Raw genomic sequence first — 23,527 nt, 5'->3', positions numbered from 1 at the left:
TAGGGGGAAGAAATATGCAGTTAAAAAAGATTATATCCAGAACACTGGCATTTGTGTTGGCGGTTGGAGTAATCATTACCGGACTTCCGGGTGCCCAGTGGGACTTTTCGCCAATGATAGTAAAAGCGGCGGGAAATGTAACAAGAGATAATGATCCGTGGACTATAGACACGTTACCACCGCTCACTCCGGTAAAAGATGCAAGTGTAAACAAAAAAGAAAAGTTTACTCATCAGGAGTGGATGGGAACAGAGTATACGGATAAGTTTGGTAAGCAGGTAAAAGGAGTTGATGTTTATGGCATAAATGTGCAGTCTGCAACAGCAGGTTCTACGACATCAGTACCATATCATTCTGTTGAGGCTGCGATAGCAGGAGCCAGAGACTATGATAGAGATGCTTCAGACTATGTACAGTTTTTGACTGGTACAGAGGAAAATGACTGGGATCTTGTGGTTCTGCAGAACCAGGATCAGGCACAGGGAAACGATTACGAGAACTTTTATAAGGAGGATTACACGGTAAATACTGAAAAGGACTGGAAAAAAAATCTGATCCTCCCCTACAGCTGGACCTATTATGGATTTGACTTCTCTATTTACACAAATACAGACATGCCCTTTCAGACGGATTATGACAAAAATGTCAAAGTTCCATTAGCGCCGACAAATTACAATCCGGTAGGTTTGTACAGAAAAACGTTTGATCTGAATGATACAATGCTTGCAGACAATGGAAGGGTTTATATTTCTTTCCAGGGAGTAGAAGCAGCATACTATGTATATTTGAATGGGCAGGAAGTTGGTTACAGTGAGGATTCCTACAGCCCGCACAGCTTTGATATCACAGATTATCTCACAAACGATGGAAAAGAAAATCTGCTAGCAGTAAAAGTTCATAAATTCTGTGATGGAACTTGGTTCGAGGATCAGGATATGATATATGACGGTGGTATTTTCCGTGATATTTATTTATATTCTACCCCATTAGTACATATCAATGATTATTTTGTACGTACAGATCTAACTGACAATTATACAAATGCAAATCTGGAACTGGATGTTACATTGGGTAACAGCAGTGACACAAAGGTTACCGATTATGCAGTGGATGTACAGCTGTTTGATGCAGACGGATCACCGTTTATGCAGGACTTTACTATTTCCTTTGATGGAATTAATGCTGCAAGCCCTGACGGAACGAAAACAACTCTCACGAAGTCTGAAATAAAGACGATTTATGAGCCGAAGCTCTGGTCTTGTGAGAATCCGAATCTGTATACAATGGTTTTAACACTATATAACAGGAAGACAGGTAATTATATCGAGAGTATTTCACAGCAGCTGGGATTCCGTGAGATTAAATTTACAAGAGCAACGGTAGACGACAATGGTAAGCTGAATATAGACCGGAAGGATTTTCAGCAAATGCTCATTAATGGAAAACCATTCTATCTAAAAGGGGTGAACCGTCATGATACGGATCCGGTTTATGGCAAACATGTTCCCCAGGATGTGATGTGGGAAGATATTTCACTTATGAAGAAGTTTAATGTAAATGCAATCCGTACCGGACACTATAGCAATGATGAATATCTTTATTATTTGTGTGACAAATATGGTCTTTATGTAATGGCTGAGACTAATATTGAAGCCCATGACCTTATGAATGACCCGGCAACAAAAATTTCGGAAACAAATAAAGGAAATGGAGAAGCCCAGAAACTGTTCAAGAAAATGGTTATGGATCGTACCATTACTGCATTTAATCGTTTGAAGAACAGGTCATCCGTTCTGTTCTGGTCTATTGGTAATGAGAATTACTATAAAACGGATTCCAAAAATTATGCAGATGGCATGTTTTATGATTTAATCTGGTATTTTAAAAATAATGATCTAACAAGACCGGTTCATAACGAGAGTTGTTTTGATGAAAATGGTGTGGATATCTACGGCACCATGTATAAACGTGTCTGGGAAGTGTTTGATAAGGCTAAGGATGGAAACATGTTCCCGTATATCCAATGTGAGTATAACCATGCCATGGGGAATGCAGTTGGTAACATAAAAGAATATTGGGATGCTTTTCGAAGCGCTCCTAACCTCCTTGGTGGATTTATATGGGATTGGGTAGATCAGTCAAGATTCATCAGTCTTCCAGTTCAGTATACAGTAAAGGATTCAAGCAAAAATGCACTGGAAGGCAAGTTAAATGCATTAAAAATTAATTCGAATCCGGGGACCTCCGTTTCGTCAAAAAGTGTGACAGGATACACTCTTATGCCAAACAGTTCTGTTTACAGTGATGCATTGTCCGGAAGCAACAAATCCTTTACCATGGAGGTGATTTGTAAGCCGACAAGCAATGACGCAAATCAGGTGTTAATGGCAAGAGGAGATAAGCAGTTAGCCCTTAAGATTAATAAGGATAATACAAAACTGGAATTCTTTGCTTATAACGGTAATTGGAATGAAGTGCTGGTGGACACACCGGATAACTGGTTGAATAACTGGCATCAGGTTGCAATAACCTATGACAAAGGTAATGTGATTTTCTATTGTGACGGTAATGAAATAGGTAAAGGCACAACAAATGCACAGATTAACGATGGTGACTATGGTTTGGCAATTGGTTATGCACCGGATAAGGATTCTTCTTACGATTTTGACGGAGAGATAGCAGCAGCACGCGTATACAACAGAGCACTTTCCGCAGATGAAATCAAAAAGCAAAACAGCAATGATCCGACAATTATAGCTAATTCTGATGACGTAGTTGCTTGGATTGATTATTCTTCAGTGGAGACTGACACATCAGGTGTTTATAATCCATATACTGAGGAAAATGCTCATACAAACCTATACAAAGAAGTGGCTGAAACATCTTATTTCGGTTACGGAGGTGACTGGGGTGACAAGCCCAATAAAGGTTCTTTCTGTGTAAATGGTTTACTATCTCCGGACAGAGATCCCCAGCCTGAACTTTATGAAGTTAAGTATCAGTATCAGAATTTCTGGTTCACATCTACAGATACAAAGCTTAAGGATGGTATCGTAGAACTTTATAATGAATCAAGCTTTGCTAACCTGAACGAATATGATCTTGTATGGAGCCTGATGGAAGACGATGAGGAAATTGGAACCGGTACGATGACTGTAGATGTGGCAGGCAGAGAGAACATGGACATTACGATACCGTACCTGGAAGATCTTCCGTCCGTTAAGAAAGCGGGAGCAGAGTATTATCTAAATTTGTCTGTGCGTCTGAAAACTGATACAGAGTGGGCATTTACAGGTTATGAAATTGCACATGAACAGTTACAGATTCCGGTTACTGTACAGAGGGCAGTAAAGAAAATTTCTACAGAAGAGGTAAAGATAGACCAGTCAGGAACTGACGAAATTACAGTAACTGGAAAGGAATTCAGCTTTAAGTTAGATAAAAAAACCGGCATTATGGAAAGTTATACCTACAAGGGTGAGTTATTGTTAGATCAGGGACCACGACCGAACTTCTGGCGGGCGCTGACCAACAATGACAAAAATGATATTGGAGATTGGCGGAAAGCAGACGATAAGATTACTCTAAGCGAAGTAACAGTAACAAAGAACGGCGACGGTCAGCAGGTGATTACTACGAATCTTACGTTTGACAACATAGCAAATCTAAAAGAAACAGTAATATATACGATTGATGGCAGCGGTGCAGTTACGATAACTTCCACAGTGGATGCAACAATGACAAACCAGAAGAGATTTAAACGTTTTGGTGCAAATCTTATTTTGCCCGAAGGTTATGAAGATGTAACTTACTATGGTAATGGATTTGATAACAAGGCTATTGAAACAATGTATGACAGAAAATCAGGTGCAACAATCGGTAAATATGCCACTACAGCTTCTGAACTGTTTTATCCGTATGTTGAGACACAGGATACCGGCACATTAACAGATACGAAGTGGTTCACAGTTACTGACAGTACAAGAGAATATGCGATGGTATTCGCTGCAGCAAATACGGTAGAAGCAACTGCCCTTCATTTCACCCCGGATGATATGACCGATGCAAAACATCCATATGAACTGACGAAACGCAAAGAAACCATTGTTTCCATTAACTTTGGTTCGGAGGGAACCGGAAATGCCAGCTGTGGCGGTGACACTCATGATGAATATAAGTATAAAACCGATAGTACCTATACTTATGAATATACGATGATTCCTTATGAGAGAACTGCAAGCGAGAATTTGACAGAATTGACAAGACCATATCGAGATGTAGTTGCGGGAACGGTTCTGCAGGCAGATGGAGATGGAATACTGGGTGGTCAGGCAGCAGAAAATTTTGCGCCTGGTCAGGGATATGTGGGGTGGATTGGTCATGGTAATGATGCAACAGGTGAGGAAGGTACCGTTACTTTTGAGTTCACAGCCGACGTGGCAGCAACCTGGAACCTGGACATTTATTATCTGAGCAAAGCAAATAGCAGCGGTGCAGTAGGAGTAAATATCCGAGATTTTGTTATCACTATAAACGGTGATACCGGCAATGCAGTCAGAGTAACCTGTCCGGAGGGAAATAGCTGGAATAACCCAGGTGCAGCTTCGGTAATTACTGCCCCAAAAGTATTTTTTAACAAGGGAAAAAATACACTGGTATTTGGAAATCCTGACGCCAATGCTCCATCACTTGTTAAGATTGTATTGACAAGGACGGATTACACAGGGGCATCAGAGGTAGAGGATTTGATCATGAGCCAGCTTGATACTGTTGACGATTATGAGCAGCTTAGTATCGTTCAGGAGATCCGTGGGAAGTATGACGCGCTGACAGAGGAAGAGAAGAAGCTGGTTTCTGAGGAAGCATACAAGATGCTTCTTGACGCAGAAGCCTTTATGCAGGGATTCCTGGATCAGGAAGCTGCAGATACAGTAGTGAAAGCAATAGAAGCAATTGGAGAAGAGATTACAGAGGAGAAAGAGGCAGAAATAACTGCTGCACGTGCTGCATATGAGAAACTGACTGATGCGCAGAAGCTGCTGGTTAAGCCAGAAGCCCTGAAGAAGCTGACTGATGCAGAAGCGAGACTGGAAGAGTTTAAGAATCCGGGATCGGAAGTTGCTGTTATGAAGTTGTTAAATGAAGTAATAGAGCAAGCCAATGCTATCTCTGCTGAAGCATTGAAGCAGTATACAGACGAAAGTGTAAGAACCTTTAAAAATGCACTGGCAGCGGCAGCTGTCCTGTCGGAAAAAGCCAGCCAGAAAGAAGTGGATGCGGCAGCAGCGGCGTTGAAGGCAGCAATCCAAGGTCTTACCAGGAAGCCGGTAACACCGTCTGTTGTACAGAAAGAATTATCAAAACTGACAATTGGAAGCATTAAGGCACAAACGCATAGCGGCGCTGCATTAAAACCGTTAGTAACGATAAAGGATGGAAGTAAAGTACTGAAGCAGGATGTGGATTATACCGTTTATTATAAGAATAACAAAAATCCAGGAACTGCCCAGATCATTATCACCGGAAGGGCCAGTTATAAGGGAAGTGTTACGAAGACTTTTGTAATTCTGGCGAAAAAAGGAAGAACTTATACAGTTGGAAATTACAAATACAAATTATTGAGTGCATCCACCAAGATCAGAACGGTGAGCCTTAGCAGACCGCTTAAGAATACACTCAAAACGGTCAAGGTTCCAGATTCGGTAAAGATCGGTAACTACAAATATAAAGTAACCGAAATTGGCAAGAATGCATTTAAGGGCAGTAAGAAGCTTAAAACAGTAACCATCGGCAAGAATGTGAAAAAGATTGGTTCATCGGCATTTTATAACGCAAAATTGCTGAAAAAAATAACGGTAAACTCCAAGGTGATCAAGGGTGTTGGTAAAAACGCATTAAAAGGTATTAATGGAAAAGCGATTATCAAGGTTCCAAAATCCAAACTGAAATCATATCGGAAAATATTTATTAAAAAGGGCCAGAAGAATACTGTAACTATTAAATAGTAAGGGGTGGGAGAGAAAAATGGCAGTAAGAAAAAGAATAACTCCCAAATTGCTTGCATTTGTTTTTGCCATACTGTTAGGTACAATGCTGGCGATATTGTCAGATGCTGCGGTTGCACAAGCAGTAACTGCAGTATCCCCAGGGGATCTTAATGAGAGTGATCCCAATGAACCCATCAGTGCCAGAAAAGCTTATGACAATTTCCTGGAAATGTTTTATTATGAAGAATTCAATGGACTGGGAAGGGTGAGAAACCGTAAATCGGCAGGTAGATATAATGATTTCTGGAAGAGTGCCGAGATGTTCGAAACAATGGTTGACGCATATGAACGTTTTGGTGATCAGAAATATGAGGATGTAATGAGCCGGTATTTTGATGGATTTATAGACATGAAAGGCAGGAACTGGGCAGGCAATAGCTATAACGACGATATTATGTGGATGGTTATCGGTTCCGCAAGGGCATATCTTCTGACTGGGGAAGAAAAATATCTGGATGTTGCGCTTGAAAACTTTTCTTTGTGCTATAATCGTTCGGCAGACGATACTTTAGGCGGCGGTATTTGGTGGACTACAGACAAAGGACAAAAAAATGCCTGCGTAAATGGTCCGGGAGCTATCGCAGCCTGTCTGTTGGCAGAAGCTACCGGACTAACGGAATACTACGACAAAGCCATCTTCATGATCGATTGGGTAAGCGATCATCTGATTGGAGATGATGGTGCTGTATTAGACAATATGGATAAGGATGGCAAGGTAACTGGTTGGAAATTCACTTATAATCAGGGTACCTTTATCGGAGCGAATACCATGCTGTATGAATATACCGGAGACGTCAAATATCTGGAGCGTGCTAAAAAGGCAGCAGCGTATACAGCAGCAAAAATGGGAGATGAGATCAAGGGCAATGTAATGAGCAGAGAATCCAGTAAAGGTGATGCAGATTCGTTAGCATTCAAAGGTATACTGGGGCGTTGGCTGGGTTATCTGGCAAGAGAAACAGGTATTACAGCATATGATTCCTGGATGCAGGATAATGCATTATCCACATGGAGGAAACGTAACAGCGATGGCTTGATGTGGACAGATTTCACGGAACAGACGGCTGAAAATATTCAAGAGTATCAAGCTAAAACAATAATAAACGATAAAGGTCAAGAAGAACTGGAAAAAATAGACGGCATAAGGAACCATACAGCATGGGGCTGCTCCGCAGCAGTTGCATGGATCCTGAATGCATCTGCAGAAACAGTTAGAACGATCCCTGATCCGGATATGTTTACCGTGGAAGCGGAGGCCGGGCTGCTTTCGGGAAGCGCTGTGCCGTCATACTCCGAGGATTGCTCTGGCGGGCAGTTTGTCGGAAATATGGGTGGAGCGGAAAACGGAACTGTGATCCTGACGATGAGCTCCGATTCGGCACGTACAATTGCGATGAGAATCTATTATGTAGCCGATGATTCTGGGTATATGCAGGTTTCTGCAAACGGAACGAAGGCTACGGTAAGCTGTAAAGGATCAAATGAGACGAAAACGAACGCTGCTCCGGCAATTGTGGAAGTAAAGCTGGAGGTTGGAGTAAATACCATTGTTCTTGGAGGGATAAATGGTGCGGATGCACCGAATATCGACTATGTACAGTTTTATTTGACCGGGTCTGAGGCGCAGAAAACCGTAATAAACCTGATTGATCGGCTTCCGGATGCTGACGCAGTAACTGAAAATGATGAGCTTCGTGCGAATGCAGTATATGCAGCCTATGATTCTCTACCAGATAAGACAACGGTTACAAATGTAAGTAAGCTGAATGAAGTGATACAGGCAATTGCAAAGCTGGGTTCAGGAGAAGATTCTTCTAAAGAGATGGAAGAGGCAATATTAGCCCTGCAGAATGTTATTATAGAGGTAAATGGATTGACAGAGGAGGATTACACAGCAGACAGCTGGGCTGCTTTAAGAACTGCACTGACAGCGGCACACACGGCAGTAATTAATGTAAATGCAACAAAGGAACAGTTAGAGTCAGCAAGGATTGCACTGGCAGACGCAAGGAATGCATTGGTGCCTGTAAAGCCGCCGGCAGAGCCGTTAACACCGCCGGTAGAGCCGTTAACACCGCCGGTAGAGCCGTTAACACCGCCGATTGTACAGAAAGAAATATCAAAATTGTCCATTAGCAGCATGAAAGCACAAACCCATACCGGATGTGTTTTAAAACCATCCGTTACGATAAAAGATGGAAGTAAAGTTCTGAAACAAGATGTGGATTACTCTGTTTTTTATAAGAATAATAAATACCCCGGTATTGCTCAGCTTACCATCACCGGACGGGGCAGCTATAAGGGAAGCGTCACGAAGAGTTTTGTAATTGTTGCGAAAAAAGGAAGAACTTATATAGTCGGAAATTACAAATTCAAAGTATTGAACGCATCCATCAGGAGCGGAACTGTGAGCCTTACCAAACCAGTGAAGAATACATTGAAAACAGTTAAGGTTTTGGATACAGTCAAGGTTGGTAACTACAAATATAAAGTAACTGAAATTGGTAAGTATGCATTTAAGGGCAATAAGAAGCTTAAAACAGTGACGATCGGCAAGAATGTAAAAAAGATTGGAACTGGGGCATTTTATAATGATAAGGAACTGAAAAAAATAACCATTTATTCCAAAGTGATAAAGAGTGTCGGAAAAAACGCATTGAAAGGCATCTATGGCAAGGCGGTTATCATGGTTCCAAGATCAAAACTTAAATCATACAAAAGCAAGTTCATGAAAAAAGGCCAGAAGAGTTCAACGCTCTTATCATGATGGTATCAAAATTGTATAAAATTCACAAAGAAATGTATATAATTAAGCTGTATAAAAGAAATTTGATGATAGTGAAAAGAAAAATATATTTAATTTGTGAAAAATGTTGATATAATTGTTTATAAAAGTAACTATTTTTATATTTTGTGACAAAAATAATGAAAACAAAAGTGGAGGGAATATGAATAAATCAAAAACGAGAAAGATTAAGTTGATACAAAGAATAATATCCAGTGTGCTGGCAGTGATGCTGATTACTGGAAATGTTAGCTTTGACAGTTTACAGGTAAAAGCTGAATCAGCTCCAGGCAATATTGAGTTATCCCGGGAAGTTGCAACTGAAGGGATGGTTTTACTGGAAAATAAAAATGATGCTTTGCCTATTGCATCAGATGAGACAGTAGCTTTATTTGGTAAAACCCAGATAGATTTCGTCAAAGGAGGCGGTGGATCTGGTGATGTAACAGTAAGCTATGTTCGTAATTTGCTGCAGGGAATGCAAATGAAAGAAAACGACAAGAAAGTTAAAATATACAAACCACTGGCGGATGAATATACACAGTGGCGTAATAACGGAAATAAAAATGAAATGCCGTTAACCAACGATAAGGTTAAGGAAGTGGCAAAAAATTCCGGGACAGCAGTGGTGGCAATTGGAAGATATTCCAATGAAGGCAGTGACCGGTCTGCTTCCAAGGGCGATTATTATTTAAGTAATGATGAGATAAAAATGCTTCAGCAGGTTAATGATGCAGGTTTTGATAAGTTTATCGTAGTCCTTAACGTAGGAGGTATCGTGGACACCTCGTGGGTAGACGATTATGATAAACTGGATTCGGTTTTATTAGCCTGGCAGCCGGGAATGGAAGGCGGGCTGGCAGTAGCGGACATTCTGGTAGGAGATGTTAACCCTTCAGGTAAATTGACGGATACATTTGCTAAGGACTTTATGGATTATCCCACATCAGAAACATTTTTGGAAGATCAGCAGTATGTTCGCTATACAGAAGATATTTTTGTCGGATACCGCTGGTTTGAAACTTTTGATCCGGATTATGAAAAAGTAAACTATGAGTTTGGTTATGGCCTATCTTATACAACCTTTGACATTAATGTTAAAGAAGTAGATGATTCGGACGGAACTATTGATGTAACGGTTGACGTAACGAATACAGGAGATACAGCGGGAAAAGAAGTAGTTCAGCTGTATTACCGTGCACCTCAGGGGGTGCTTGGCAAGCCGGCAATGGAACTGGCTGGATTTGTTAAAACAGGGCTGCTTGAAAAAGGTGAGACAGAGACTTTAACGATAACATTTAATATTGATGATATGGCTAGCTATGATGATACCGGGAAACAGCAGAAGTCGGCATACATCCTGGAAGAAGGAGATTATGAGATATTTGTTGGAAATTCGGTTAGGAATGCGAAAGAAAACGGCGCTGTACATACACTCCATATGGATTATCAGATAGTTGAGCAGTTGACGGAAGAGCTGAAACCAAAACAGCTGGACAAACGGTTATTGGCTGATGGCAGCTATGAAAATCTCGACATGTATGAGGGATGGGGAATTCCGGTATATGCCGATGGGCGTTATACTGAAATTCAGGCTGAAGACTTTACTAAAAAACATGTTCATGCCATTATGGATTTTAATGAAGACTCATCTATTTGCGGCATGAAGATATATACTTCGGATACCGGAACCAACCGTTGGCTGACGTATGTCCTAGATGTGGAAGAGGCTGGTTCCTATGATCTTACTCTGGGTGTGTCTAATACTAAAAATACTTTTGCAAATGGGTTAGCTGTTTATGTAGAGGATTTAAGTGCACCTATCAAACCAGTAAGCATTCCGGGAACTGGTGGAAAATGGAATATTCAGGAAACAAGTCCGGCTACGATTGAATTGCCAGAAGGTAAATCTGTACTGAAGATTGAGTTTACACTACATAATGCCTGGGATGATATCTTTGATTATTTTAAACTTGTAAAAAGTGACAATCCAATCCCGGAGGAACCAGGACCTTACCATCAGGTAACGGCGCAGGAAACAACCAAAATCGAGGCGGAAGATTTTTCAACGAAACATTCTGTAGTTGATATAGAATCTATTAACGCGGGTGATGATAAAGGTGGTACAAGCCTTAAGAATTTACATACCGCCGGATACTGGGTTAATTATGGACTGGAGGTAGCCGAAGCGGGAACCTATAAAATAACCATGCGGTCGGCTAATGGATTAGGCGATATAGTAAACGGTGCAAATGCTTATGTTGGGTGGACAAAACAGAATAACTTCCGATTGGATCTGCCATATACCGGGGTATCGGGAAATCAGTGGTTTAATTTCATTGATCTGGAAACAGGTACGATTAATTTACCTGAGGGGAAATGTGTTCTGAAGTTTATTGTAAACAGCCAGATGGGGAATCTGAATTACTTTACCCTGGAAAAACTGCCTGAAAATTCTACACAGCGTGCCACATCTGAAATGAGTGATACATCAGCGGCTAAACGTACCACAGCATCTGTTAGAGCAGGCAGACGTATTATGTTCAGAGAAGTTGCAGAAGATGTAACGTTGATGGATGAGTTTGTATCACAGTTATCAGATTATGAGGTTGCTAATTTACTGGGGGGACAAAGTACCGTATTACCGGGTGGTACAGGCAGCATCGGTAATTCTCTGAAATATGGAATTCCTGCTACTGAGACGGTAGATGGTCCTGCTGGTATCCGTTTAAATGTTTCATGTACGGCATGGCCTTGTTCAACTCTCCTGGCATGTACCTGGGATGTAGCATTAATTGAAAGATTGGGGAAAGCAGTCGGTGTCGAAGCGGCAGAAAATGGTGCAGATATATGGCTGGCGCCCGGAATGAATATTCACCGGAATCCATTATGCGGCCGAAATTTTGAATATTATTCCGAAGACCCGGTGGTTACCGGGAAAATAGCTGCGGCAATTACAAAAGGTGTACAGTCTCAGAATGTCGGTATAACTGTGAAACATTTTATTGCGAATAACAAAGAAACAGCGCGCAATAACAGTGACAGTCGAATATCGGAACGGGCTATACGTGAAATATATCTAAAAGGATTTGAGATTGCAATTAAGGAAGCAGATCCATGGTGTGTGATGTCCACGTATAATTCGATCAATGGTGTAGAAACCAGCGAAAGTTATGCTCTGCTGACGACTATTCTTCGAGATGAATGGGGATTTGATGGTTTGGTTATGTCTGACTGGTGGAATGACAGTACCCAGTACCGGGAGACATTAGCCGGCAACGATCTGAAAATGGCGGATGGAAAACCCAACCATCTGGTCAGTGCGTTAAAAGCTGGTTTTATAACCAGAGAAGATATGGAAATTTGCGCAAAGCGAGTACTCAATTTAATTCTCAAATCCAATGCGATGAATCGTTTGATTCCGGAACCGGTTGTTCATAACATTACCGGATCAGAAATCAGCCGGGTCAAAGCGGTTGAATGGGTGGAGAAAAGCTCAGGTATTGGTACGGAGTCTTGTGAAGATGAAGATGGTGGTTTGAATACAACAGGAACATATGAGGATCGGTTTATATCCTACTATGTGGATGTTGAAAAGACTGGCTTGTATGAGGTCAAAAGTAGGCTTGCTACAGTAAGTGGGTCAGCTGAGATGAAATTATTTATTGATGATCAGGAAATTGGTTTAATAAAGACAAGTCATAATTCAGGCGGATGGCAGAAATGGTTTACGACGGAGGGAGCAGCAGTTGAGATACCGGCCGGTCAACATGAGTTTAAAGTTTTATTTGTTTCTGGAAGTTTGAATGTTAATTGGTTTGATTTTGCGTTATTGGAAGAAAGAGCCGATAAAAAAGAACTTGAGGAGTTAATCGCATCCGTCGACAATCTGACGAAAGAAGAATACACTTCAGATAGCTGGCAGAAACTTGAGGAAGAATTAAAAGAAGCACAGGATGTGATGGAACTTGCCGCCGCATCTCAGACGATGGTAGATGATTCCAAAGCGGCACTACAGACAGCAATTGACGGATTGGAGAAAAAGCCGGTTCCGCCGGTGGTTGACGGTTTAAAGAACAGTATCGCAAAAGCAGAGAAGGAGGTTATCCCCAATAAGGATATATATACAACTGAAAGCTATAGCAAATTTGCAGATGCACTGAATGCGGCTAAAAAAGTGTTGCTTGATGCCAATTCCGCCCAGGAAGCAGTGAATCAGGCTGAAAAAGACTTGTTAGCAGCAATCAGCAGTTTACAGCGCAAGCCGGTTCAGCCAAGTGGTGATGAGAAGCCAACGCAGCAAGAGCTTCTGGATCTGCAGACACAAATCAACAGATCCGGTAACTATAAGAAAGAGAATTATGACTTAAAAAGCTGGAACGAATACACAAAGGTATTGGCAGATGCCAGAAAGATTTATGGTGATCAAAATGCAACAAAAGAGCAGATCAATGCAGCACTTATTTCATTGAAAAATGCAGAGTCTAAACTTCAGAAAATTGTGAAAGCTTCAAAGGTGGCGGTAACAACAATTGGCCTGGCAACGAACCAGAAAACCACAACCATTTACATTACAAAGGGTAAGAAAGTTACAATCAAGGGTGTGGTCTCTCCTGCCAAAGCAGCCCAGGGAGTTACTTATACCTCGAAGAATAAGAAAATTGCAAAGGTATCAAAAAGTGGTGTGATTACAGGTTTAAAATCCGGTACCACAAAAATTGTAATAACTTCAAAAGACAAAAATAAGTCCAAAACAATTACCATTAAGGTACAAAAAAAGGCTGAGAAGGTTAAATCGCTTAGTGTGACCAGTAAAAAGAAAATAGCATTAAAGCGTGGTAAGACAACTCAAATTAAGACCAGGGTTTCGCCGGTGAAAACAACGGATCGAGTGACTTATAAATCAGGCAGGACTAAGGTTGCAACGGTCGATAAAGCTGGCAAGATTACAGCGAAGAAGAAAGGAACTGCAAAGATCACAGTAAAATGTGGCAGCAAATCGGTTGAAATCAAATTAACAGTTAAATAATATCAAGGTAATTTGCCATTTCTACCATCGGAAAAGCAGAAGTGCCGGCGATTATCAGGTTGATCCAAAGAAGTCACTCAAAAGGGCAAGAATATTTTAACAAAAGGACATGGAAATATGAAAAATAACAAATTAGTAGTAAAAGGGATAGCGTCGCTCATTCTGGTGTCATTGTTTTCATTGACAGTTTATGCATCAGATCAAGAAATCACTGTAGCTAAATCAGAGAAAGAGAATAGTCTGGAACAATTTCTTTATGTAAGGTGGCAGGAGGAAGAAGAAGATCTGTTGGCGAGTGTCAGTGAAGAAGAATGGAATATGATTCAAGAGGGAAAAAGAGAGATACAAAAAACTGCTGTCGTCATATTGCAGCCACAGGTAGCAGCAGTGGAAAAAGTTCCCCAAACAGAACTGTCTGGACAGGCAACAGATACAGAGGCGCTGGTGGAAACTGCTGAAACAGAGATGTCTGAGTTAGGTGAGGTGTACCAGGAGGTATCCGAATCCAATATTTCTGAGACTGCTGAGTTGTTAGAAAAAAGCCCCGAAACAGAAAGCCCGGAAACAGAAAGCCCGGAAACAGAAAGTCTGGAAACAGAAAGCCCGGAAACAGAAAGTCCGGAAACAGAAAGTCCGGAAATAGAAAGTCCGGGAATAGAAGGTACCGAGACAAGTATTCCGGTACAGAAGGTTTCCTTAACGAAAAAGCAGAAAGAGTACATAAAAAAGGTGTCAAAAACATTCTCGGAAGTAGTAGTGATCTTTAATGGCTGTGTCCTGGAAGACGATTTGTGTCTGGTGGAGTATTCAAATGTAATAGTAAAAGTGTTAGAGGTGACGGTAAAAAAAGCGGAATTGGAAGAAATGATAAAGTTTCTGAATATAGAAGAGACCCGTAATGATTACTATCAGCGTATCGATAAGATTAGAGAAAGACTGGGTGAAGATTTGGAAACCGAACTACCAAAAACCATGGTTCTGAGTAAGGAAGCAGGAGAAGAAAGCAGTTCGGAGAAAGTTTCTGGAATTGAAGATCAGGGACCCGTGTTAAATGATAGGGGGCTGTCACTTAATAGGGCCAGGTCCTCAAATAACGATGACTCCAATGATGATGAAGATGATTCGAATGATACTAACACAAATACTAGTACTAATACTAATAGTAGAAATAAAGACATTACGCTAACGCTCACTATCGATGACATGTCCGCAGGTGAAGATATGCTTACAGCATCATGTGCAATTGCATCAACTAAAGAAATAACCAATGGAAAAATAACAATCACCTATGATGCAAATATAATGACTCTTGATAGTGCCGACGCAGAAGATTTAGAGGCTTTTGAAGATAATAATATGACGAGTCGGATCAATGATGTAAATAATAGTGGTTCATCAGAGGGAACGATAGAGATGATCTTTTCTTCAACACAGGGAGTTAAGTTGAAAGGGGATATGCTTTATCTTTACTTTGATCTGATGTCATCAGCGAAAGTGGGAGATGTTTACGAACTGAAGCTCAAGGTCAATGAAATGAAGAATGGTTCTGCAGATTTGACTACAGATGTCAAGCAAAGTACTTATAAAGTAAAAGAAAATGATGAAGGCGATGTGGAGGAAGATGAAACCGAGTCAGAAGCGGAAACAACACAGATGACCAGCAAGAGTCAGATGACTGACACTACATCATCCGGATCTGCCGCAAAAAAAACAACCGCACCAAAAACAGGTGATGAAAATAACACGACACTTTGGCTAATCATGGAGGCAGTATCTATGCTAATAGTACTGTATGCATATGGAAAAAAGAAAAGCGTATCGAAATAAGTTTATAAAGATGATCACTATTTTCGTAGTCTCTGGGATGATGTTATTAGCACCTGGTCTACAGATATTGGCGGCACCTGAAGACAAGGATACTAACCAGGATTTCCGTTTTTTTAAAACAGATCCGGTCTATGCCATCGCAAAGCGGGATAAGATTCCGATATACGAGGAAAAGGACGAAGGGTCAGAACTGACAGGAAGGCTTGAAGTATACGGAGTACTGCACATTTTATCCGAGGAAGAAGATGACTGGTATTATGTGGAGTCCGGGGAAGTCCGGGGATTTATCTTGTCGAAAGGTTTGATGACTGGGAAAAAGGCCGAGAAATATGTAAAACAAAATAAAGAAGAATGCCTGGAGACAGCCGTAGCGTTAATGTCACCTCTAGAAAATGAATCCTTTTATTATACCCGTACCACTGGATATGAGACGATAGCAGAAAAAGTATATGCATCGCCAACCGTGGATATAGAAATAATGGACAGGATTCCAGCAAAAGATGAAAACAAAAGCAATGAAAAATCAAAAGCAGTCGGACTTCTTGAAGAGGGTGCGCTCTGCTTTATCATCGAAGACGAAGAGGAAGAGTGGGTTTTCATTGAATCGGGGGATGTTCGAGGATTTGTTCCATTCAATACACTGATTGTAGAAGGTATTGAGGAGCAGGTTACAGAAGGTGGCGAGGAATCTTATCTGACTGCTAAAGAATATATCAGGCCAAAAGAAAACCGTGCTTGCTATTATACCTATCTTTCGGTGAAAGAAGCGGCAGCTGATTATGAAGAGGAGCAAGAACCAGAAAATGGAAATGGTGGATTAAGCCATATCAGGGAAGCGATAATCAGTTATGCAGCGCAATTTATAGGAAATCCTTATGTTTGGGGGGGAACAAGCCTGACACAGGGAGCAGACTGTTCTGGGTTTGTACAGAGTATCTATGGTGATTTTGGCTACAACATCCCCCGGGTTGCGGAGGATCAGGCGAAGTTCGGAACCCGGATCCCGGTAGAGCAAGCACAGCCGGGAGATCTGATCTTCTATGAAAGAAACAACTATATTTACCATGTTGTAATGTGTGCTGGAAATGGTGAGACAATAGAGGCACAGAGCAGCGCTACAGGGATCGTAAATGCAGGAATCAATTGGGATGTGGCAGCATGGGCAGTGAGGATTATTTCTGAAGAAGACGAAAATGCTTTAGCCGATTATTCGTATCAAGATGAAGAAGTTACATATGGTAAATATCTGGGTAAATTTAAATTAACCGCATACTGTGCCTGTCCAAAGTGCTGTGGAGTTTGGTCAGGCGGAGCAACTGCCAGCGGTCTTATGCCGGTTGAGGACAGGACCGTAGCAATGGGAGGAGTTGATTTTGGCACAAAACTGATCATTGGAGGACAGATCTATACAGTTGAGGATCGGGGTACACCGTATGGTCATGTTGATATTTTTATGAACAATCACCAGGATGCAATCATGTTCGGCTTACAGTATACCGATGTATATTTGGCTGAATAGAACCTGGAGAAGAAAAGAATGTTTTATGTTATAAGTTAGAAAGCAGCATGAAGCAGGGTTATGAGAAAAGGAGAATAGAATAAAATGAAAATTGCAAAAAGATTACTTGCAATGCTAATGAGTATTATCTTATTATTGGGCACGGTGTCCTCGGGTATTACAGTTAGTGCCAAGGAATTGCCCTCATTGGCTTCAATCAGTAAGCAAGCAGCAAATGAAGCTATGGTTTTACTTAAGAATGAAAACAATGTATTGCCCTTAGCAGGAAAGACAATTTCAGTTTTTGGACGGACGCAAATCAATACATTTTATACTGGTTACGGTTCGGGGGGATATGTAACTCCATCCTATATCACAACAATCATAGACGGACTTCGCCAGAATCCCAATATTAAAGTGAATGAAGACCTGGCTAAAGTATATACTGATTGGGAAAGGGCAAACCCCGGAAGTAATATAACTACAGGAAATAACTGGCGGGATGGTATACATTCTCTTCCGGAGATGCCTTTGGAGAACAACCTGGTTACGGATGCTGCAAAGAAATCTGACACGGCAGTAATCGTAATAGGTCGTCGTTTTGGTGAAGGTGTCGATTTGAAAATGGGTGCTAATGACGGGAGTTATTATCTGACTACTGCTGAAAAAGATATGCTGCGTCAGGTATCCAATGCATTTGATGAAGTTGTTGTGGTGTTTAACACCGGATCCGTAATGGATATGGAATGGATTGCAAAGCAGGAATATGATATAGATGCATATATTCTTGCGTGGCAAGGGGGGATGGAAAGCGGACGGGCAATTGCTGAAGTACTCGCAGGGGATGTAAATCCTTCTGGAAAGCTCCCGGTTACCATAGCGAATAGATATTCTGATTATACTACTTCAAAAGATTTTGCTAACCAAAACGTAAATGTATACGAAGAAGATATCTTTCTGGGATACCGTTATTTTGAAACATTCCGGCAAGATGCCGTGCTATACCCTTTTGGTTATGGCTTGAGCTATACAACGTTTGATATAGTAACGACTGGGGTAACGGTAACAGAATCTTCGGATGGCATTACTGATGATACTATTAATGTGCAGGTTAAGGTGACCAATACCGGAGACTATGCGGGCAAGGAAACGGTTCAGATTTATTATGGCGCACCGCAGGGCAAGCTTGGAAAATCGTCAAGATCCCTGGCTGCCTATACGAAAACAGGAATTATACAGCCTGGAGAGTCCCAAGATATGTCTATCAGCTTCCGGGTTGGTGCTATGGCTTCGTATGATGATGCCGGAAAGACTGGTCATCGGTTTGCCTATGTCTTAGAGGCAGGTATTTATCCAATATATGTAGGAAATTCTGTTCGTGCACCAAAGGCAGATGGTTATGAGGGATATGTTGTTGATAAATTGACACTCGTTGAGCAACTGCAGGAGGTATCGCCTCCCGCTGAGAATTTTAACAGAATTACTGCTTCGGATGATGGAAACGGCAATATTGTTCAAGGTTCGGAAGCTGTACCGAAAGCCGTTAGAACGGCAGATGATTATGAAAAACGCATTTTAAGCGCAATACCGGATGAAATTAAGCCTACTGGAAATAAAGGTATTTCCTTGCGTGATGTATATGATAAAAAGAATACTATAGAAGATTTTGTTGCTCAGCTAAGTGATGATGATATTGCAAAACTCTGCAGAGGTGCCGGAGGTATGAACGACAGTCAGGGTATTCCTGGAAATGCCAGTGCATTCGGTGGCCACACAGATTCTTTGAAGAAGTTTGGTGTCATTGTGGCCAGTACCTGTGACGGACCATCGGGTATTCGTCATACGGGAAGTGCTTCGGTTATACCGTCAGGAATCAGCATGGCCAGTACCTGGAATGATGACCTTGTGGAAGCGGTATATAAACTGCTGGGGCAGGAGTGTGTGCTTAATAAGGTGGACGTGCTTTTGGCTCCCGGTATGAATATTATCAGAGATCCGGCTTGCGGACGGAATTACGAATATTTTTCTGAAGATCCTGTACTGAGTGGAAAGATGGGGGCTTCCTATACAAAGGGGCTCCAATCGGCAGGAATTGCTTCTACATTAAAACATTATGTAGGAAATAATAAAGGACAAATTAACGATAAGTTTGATGCCAGGATGTCAGAACGTGCATTGCGGGAGATCTATTTAAAAGGATTTGAAATTGCGGTTAAGGAATCCAACCCATATACCATTATGACCGGAGTCAATAGGGTTAACGGAGAGTATGTTAACTATAGCTTCGACCTTTGCACCACTATACTTCGTGATGAATGGGGGTGGGACGGCATGGTAATGACTGACTGGGGTCCGCGTGCCGATTCTTACACTGGCAGCAGAGGCACTTTGACGAATCACGCCTATTTGGTGCAGGCACAGTGTGATGTCTCTATGTCTGGAAGAACGCACCCTAATACATTAGAACCCTCTTTAGCAGCATCCGATGGTATAACCAGGGCAGAGGTGCAAAGAAGTGCGATAAATTGTCTGAAGTATTTACTGAAATCACCAGCCTTTGCCCGAGCAAATAATCTTGAATTGTATCCGTACCAGGTTCCCGAGGACCAGATATTCACGGTAGAGAAAGCCGAGACAGGAAATCCGCGTTTAGATGCGATCTATCTGGATGGTGAAAAAATCACTAACTTTGATCCGCTTGTGCTGGATTATGTGCTTTATAGCCGGGATTTAGCAGATACACCCAATGTAACTTATGATGCTTCAGCAGATATAAACGTAGAACTTATCTCAGCGACTCCAGAAATACCGATTACCACAATTAAAACATCCGCTGGAGGTGTCGAAAACATTTACCGGGTAATATTTTCAAATCAAGCGGGCATGCCTGTCAGCGTTGAGAATCCGAAATATGCTTATCTTAACGGAATCCAGGTGAATGGTGTGGAAGTTCCCGGTTTCTATGTAAACAGAACGAATTATGAGATGAAGATTGATGGTAATCTTGAAGATGCAGAAGTTACATATACGGTTCCTGATGGAGTGAGTGCTTCTTATACTATCGATGAAGAGCAAAGCACTATTATCATTCGGTCTGAGAGCGATCATCAGGCGATTGAGTACTATGTTAAATGTATATCAGGTGTATCCGCACCTCAAAGCGATAACTTTGAATCCGAAGAGCTAAATGATTTCTGGACAGTCCTTAATCAGAATGAAAACTTTTCTAAGCATGACGGATATATCCAAATAATTACCGAAAATGGCTCATGGAATGCCGGAGACACGGCGAATCCCACGGCAAATAATATTGTCGCTCAGTCTGGGGCAGGAGACTGGGACAGTGTAACCCATGCCACGTTTGACGCAACGGCTTTCAGTGAGACACATCAATCTTTCGGTATCAAAATTATGGAAGGCAACTCGGACCGTAATTTTATATGGTTCCGTTATGAATATGTAGGGGGAACTAGCAATGGTCCCAGTGCCATCCGAGTTAACAAAATGGGTACTAATGCAGCTCAAATTACAAGAAATCACACCTACCCCAAGAACGAAGATACGCTTATCAGCGACAGCTTGTATTTCAAGGTAACAAAACGGGAAAATACATATACTTTCTCGGTGAGCGTAGATGGAGAGAACTATACGCCAATGGGGGCAACAACGCAGGCGTATAACAATCCTACATTTGCTTTAGCTGCATATAATAGTGCTTCAACAAAACCAATGGAGGTTCAGTTCGATTACGTTACATTTGAAGATAAATCTACTTCAACACCTGAGCCTGAGGTTCCTGAACCAACTGTAATTAAACCGGTTAGTGGTGACGATACCAACCGTTTGCAGTTGGGAGAAACACCGTACTATCTTGAGGGTATGGTCAGTGCCAATGGCAGCGGTAGTGAGACAGGCAAGAAGACTCTTGGCAGCACAAGCCCAGGTGCTTATGCTTTGTATAACGTAGATGTGGAAGAAAGCGGTTATTATAATCTGAGTATGCGTTGGGCATCACCTCGAACATGGCCAGTCCAGACAGATTTTGCACTTGAGGCTGATGGCATCTTGTTGACAAAATGGACGATGTTTGAAGGTACAGGTGGCTGGACTAATTGGGCAACGCTAGATCCCCAGCGTGTCTACCTGGCTGCGGGAAGACACAGACTGAAATTGTATATAATTGCGGATGGTCCGGATCTATCCTGGCTGCAATTTGATCATCAACCGTCACAGCCGGTTACGATTGGTGAGGCAGATGACGTTGCCATAACCATTGACGGACGAAGTGATGTAGTTCCTGGTGATACAGTGCGGTTCAACGTTGTTGCTGAGGGGGACAGAGAAATAAGTGGTGTATTCATACAATATGGAGATCAAGAGATTCGGCTTGAGGTACAACAAAATGGATATTATTCCTTTGTGATGCCCGATGCTTCCGTTACAATTACAGCTACAACGATCGTATCAGTAATGAATGCTCCTGGCAGTGAAACGGTTACTTATGAAGGTGCAGCGATCGACTTATCAGAACTTGAAAATCTATTTGATATTGCCGAGGGTGCCGGAGAGGCAACATACAGCATTGAAAACACAAAAACGGCAACTGGAGCAGGAAAGATCGATCCGAATGATGGCAGGACATTGACAGTAACCAAGGCGGGAACTTTTGCAATTGGACTTATAACGCAGGCAACGCCAACCCATGCAGCTGGAGAAAAAGTAACAGCGGTATTGACTGTAAACAAAGGCAGCCAGACGAAGGCTTTAGCTGCGCCAACGGTAAGCAGTAAAACAGAAACGAGTGTGACGTTGTCATCTACAGCCGGAATGGAATATAAAAGAGATAACGAAAAGTGGCAGACATCTCCGGTATTTACCGGATTGACTCCTAATAAAGAGTATCAATTCTATCAGAGGCTGGCAGAAACAGATGTATACAATGCCTCTCCTGTAAGTAAAGTTCTGATGGTAAAAACAGAAGCAAAAGGGATAGTGGTGGAGAACACTGTTTATGCCGTAACCCTGGATCCTAATGGCGGGAAGCTTGCAGTAGCAGCAGATGGAAAGAGGAATGTAAAGAAGGATAATAAGATTGGAGCACTGCCAACCCCCATCAGAGATAATTATAATTTTAGAGGATGGTATACGGCCAGGACTGGAGGAAGCCTGGTGTCAGCTGACTACAAGGTATCTGCGAATGTTATAATCTATGCCCGCTGGGAAAAGAAGGTATCTCCCAAAAAGGGATATAAATTCAAGTCCGGCAATTTAAATTACAAGGTAACAAAAGCAGCCACGGCTAAAACGACAGGTTCTGTCCAGGTTACGGGACCAGCCAAGAAGACCTTACAGAAGATCACGATACCGTCTACTGTTAAGAGTGGAGCATTTACATTTAGGGTAGAAAGTATTGCGAAAAAAGCTTTTATGAACAATAAAAAATTAAAGACAGTGAAAGTAGGCAGCAATGTTAAACAGATTGATACCAAAGCGTTTAGCGGTTGTAAAGTACTTACAAAAGTAACAGTCGGTAAGGGCGTTATAAAAATTGGCAGCGAGGTATTCCTAAATGACAAGAAGCTGAAAACGATTACCATCCAAAGCAAAAAACTGAAGACGGTTGGCAAAAATGCATTTAAGAATATTTATAAGAAAGCCAGTATAAAAGTACCGGCTTCTAAACGGAAACAGTATAGAAAATTGCTGAATGGGAAAGGACAGGCAAAAACGGTTAAAATTGGATAAAATGGAATATCCTATTAATGGAGGATAAGCAAAAGGCGAGTGACCAGATAACCCGGCAGGGCTTAATGGAATCCCGCCTTTTTGCAATACAGAAAACAATAATATTACAAATCTGTTTTAATAAAAATGTGAATAAATTCTGCAAATAACATATACGTGCAAAGAAAATAAATAAGAATAAAAAAATACGTCAATATGCAAAGAAAATTGTAGGTACGGAAAAGAAAATTGCATGGTATACACAAAAGTATCATGATACAATACAGCTGTTATTAATAATTTTGTAACAAGTAGCTATGTTGTTATGGAACACAGTACATTACAGAAGCCTGCAAATAAAAAGTCAAGCTAAAATTTAAAGAACATTGAAAATTTTATACAGGTTGAAAAGTAGGTATCAAAATAAGACCGCCAGAAAATGCCGGTCTGAGGAAAAGTATAGGTTGATTACTCTGATACAGGCCGGGATGAAAGATATTCTTTCACCCGACCATAGTAAATGCGCAGAAACTTATTGGCACCAGCTGTCATATAGACATAGTACGGCTTGCCTTGTGCACGTTTCTTGTCCATGAACAGATATACAGGGTCATCAG

The 23,527-nt window shown here is 41.4% G+C and carries 6 protein-coding genes and 1 pseudogene; 6 read left to right on the top strand and 1 reads right to left on the bottom strand.

Annotated features, from left to right (window positions below; genetic code table 11):
* Positions 1-14 precede the first annotated feature (14 nt).
* The 6 genes from QR40_RS28920 (at position 15) to QR40_RS30480 (ending at position 22,931) form a co-directional block, all read left to right on the top strand.
* Positions 15-6,005: a glycoside hydrolase family 2 TIM barrel-domain containing protein gene (locus QR40_RS28920; RefSeq protein WP_052431120.1), complete on the top strand. Its 5,991-nt coding sequence runs from the start codon at positions 15-17 to the stop codon at positions 6,003-6,005.
* A gap of 19 nt (positions 6,006-6,024) precedes the next feature.
* On the top strand, positions 6,025-8,814 hold the full coding sequence (locus QR40_RS30495) for a glycoside hydrolase family 76 protein (RefSeq protein WP_052431119.1): 2,790 nt from the start codon (positions 6,025-6,027) through the stop codon (positions 8,812-8,814).
* 181 nt (positions 8,815-8,995) lie between these two features.
* Positions 8,996-13,861, top strand: a complete 4,866-nt coding sequence (locus QR40_RS30490) for a glycoside hydrolase family 3 C-terminal domain-containing protein (RefSeq protein WP_052431118.1) — start codon at positions 8,996-8,998, stop codon at positions 13,859-13,861.
* Between the two features lie 117 nt (positions 13,862-13,978).
* Positions 13,979-15,688 (top strand): hypothetical protein, encoded by a 1,710-nt coding sequence (locus tag QR40_RS32000; RefSeq protein ID WP_027292189.1) that lies wholly within the window; start codon positions 13,979-13,981, stop codon positions 15,686-15,688.
* On the top strand, positions 15,660-17,207 hold the full coding sequence (locus QR40_RS32380; RefSeq protein ID WP_052377620.1) for a C40 family peptidase: 1,548 nt from the start codon (positions 15,660-15,662) through the stop codon (positions 17,205-17,207). Before QR40_RS32000 ends, QR40_RS32380 begins: the two co-directional genes overlap by 29 nt.
* 84 nt (positions 17,208-17,291) lie before the next feature.
* The gene (locus QR40_RS30480) at positions 17,292-22,931 is read left to right on the top strand and encodes a glycoside hydrolase family 3 C-terminal domain-containing protein (RefSeq protein ID WP_052431116.1); all 5,640 of its coding nucleotides are present in this window, start codon (positions 17,292-17,294) and stop codon (positions 22,929-22,931) included.
* 447 nt (positions 22,932-23,378) lie between these two features.
* Here the strand turns inward: QR40_RS30480 and QR40_RS31590 are convergent.
* Positions 23,379-23,527: pseudogene (locus QR40_RS31590) on the bottom strand (IS110 family RNA-guided transposase); the annotation flags it as partial.

This window comes from Robinsoniella peoriensis, assembly GCF_000797495.1.
Classification (GTDB): Bacteria; Bacillota; Clostridia; order Lachnospirales; family Lachnospiraceae; genus Robinsoniella; species Robinsoniella peoriensis.
Note: the sequence above shows the minus strand (reverse complement) of the source record. Positions and strands in the feature narration are given on the sequence as shown.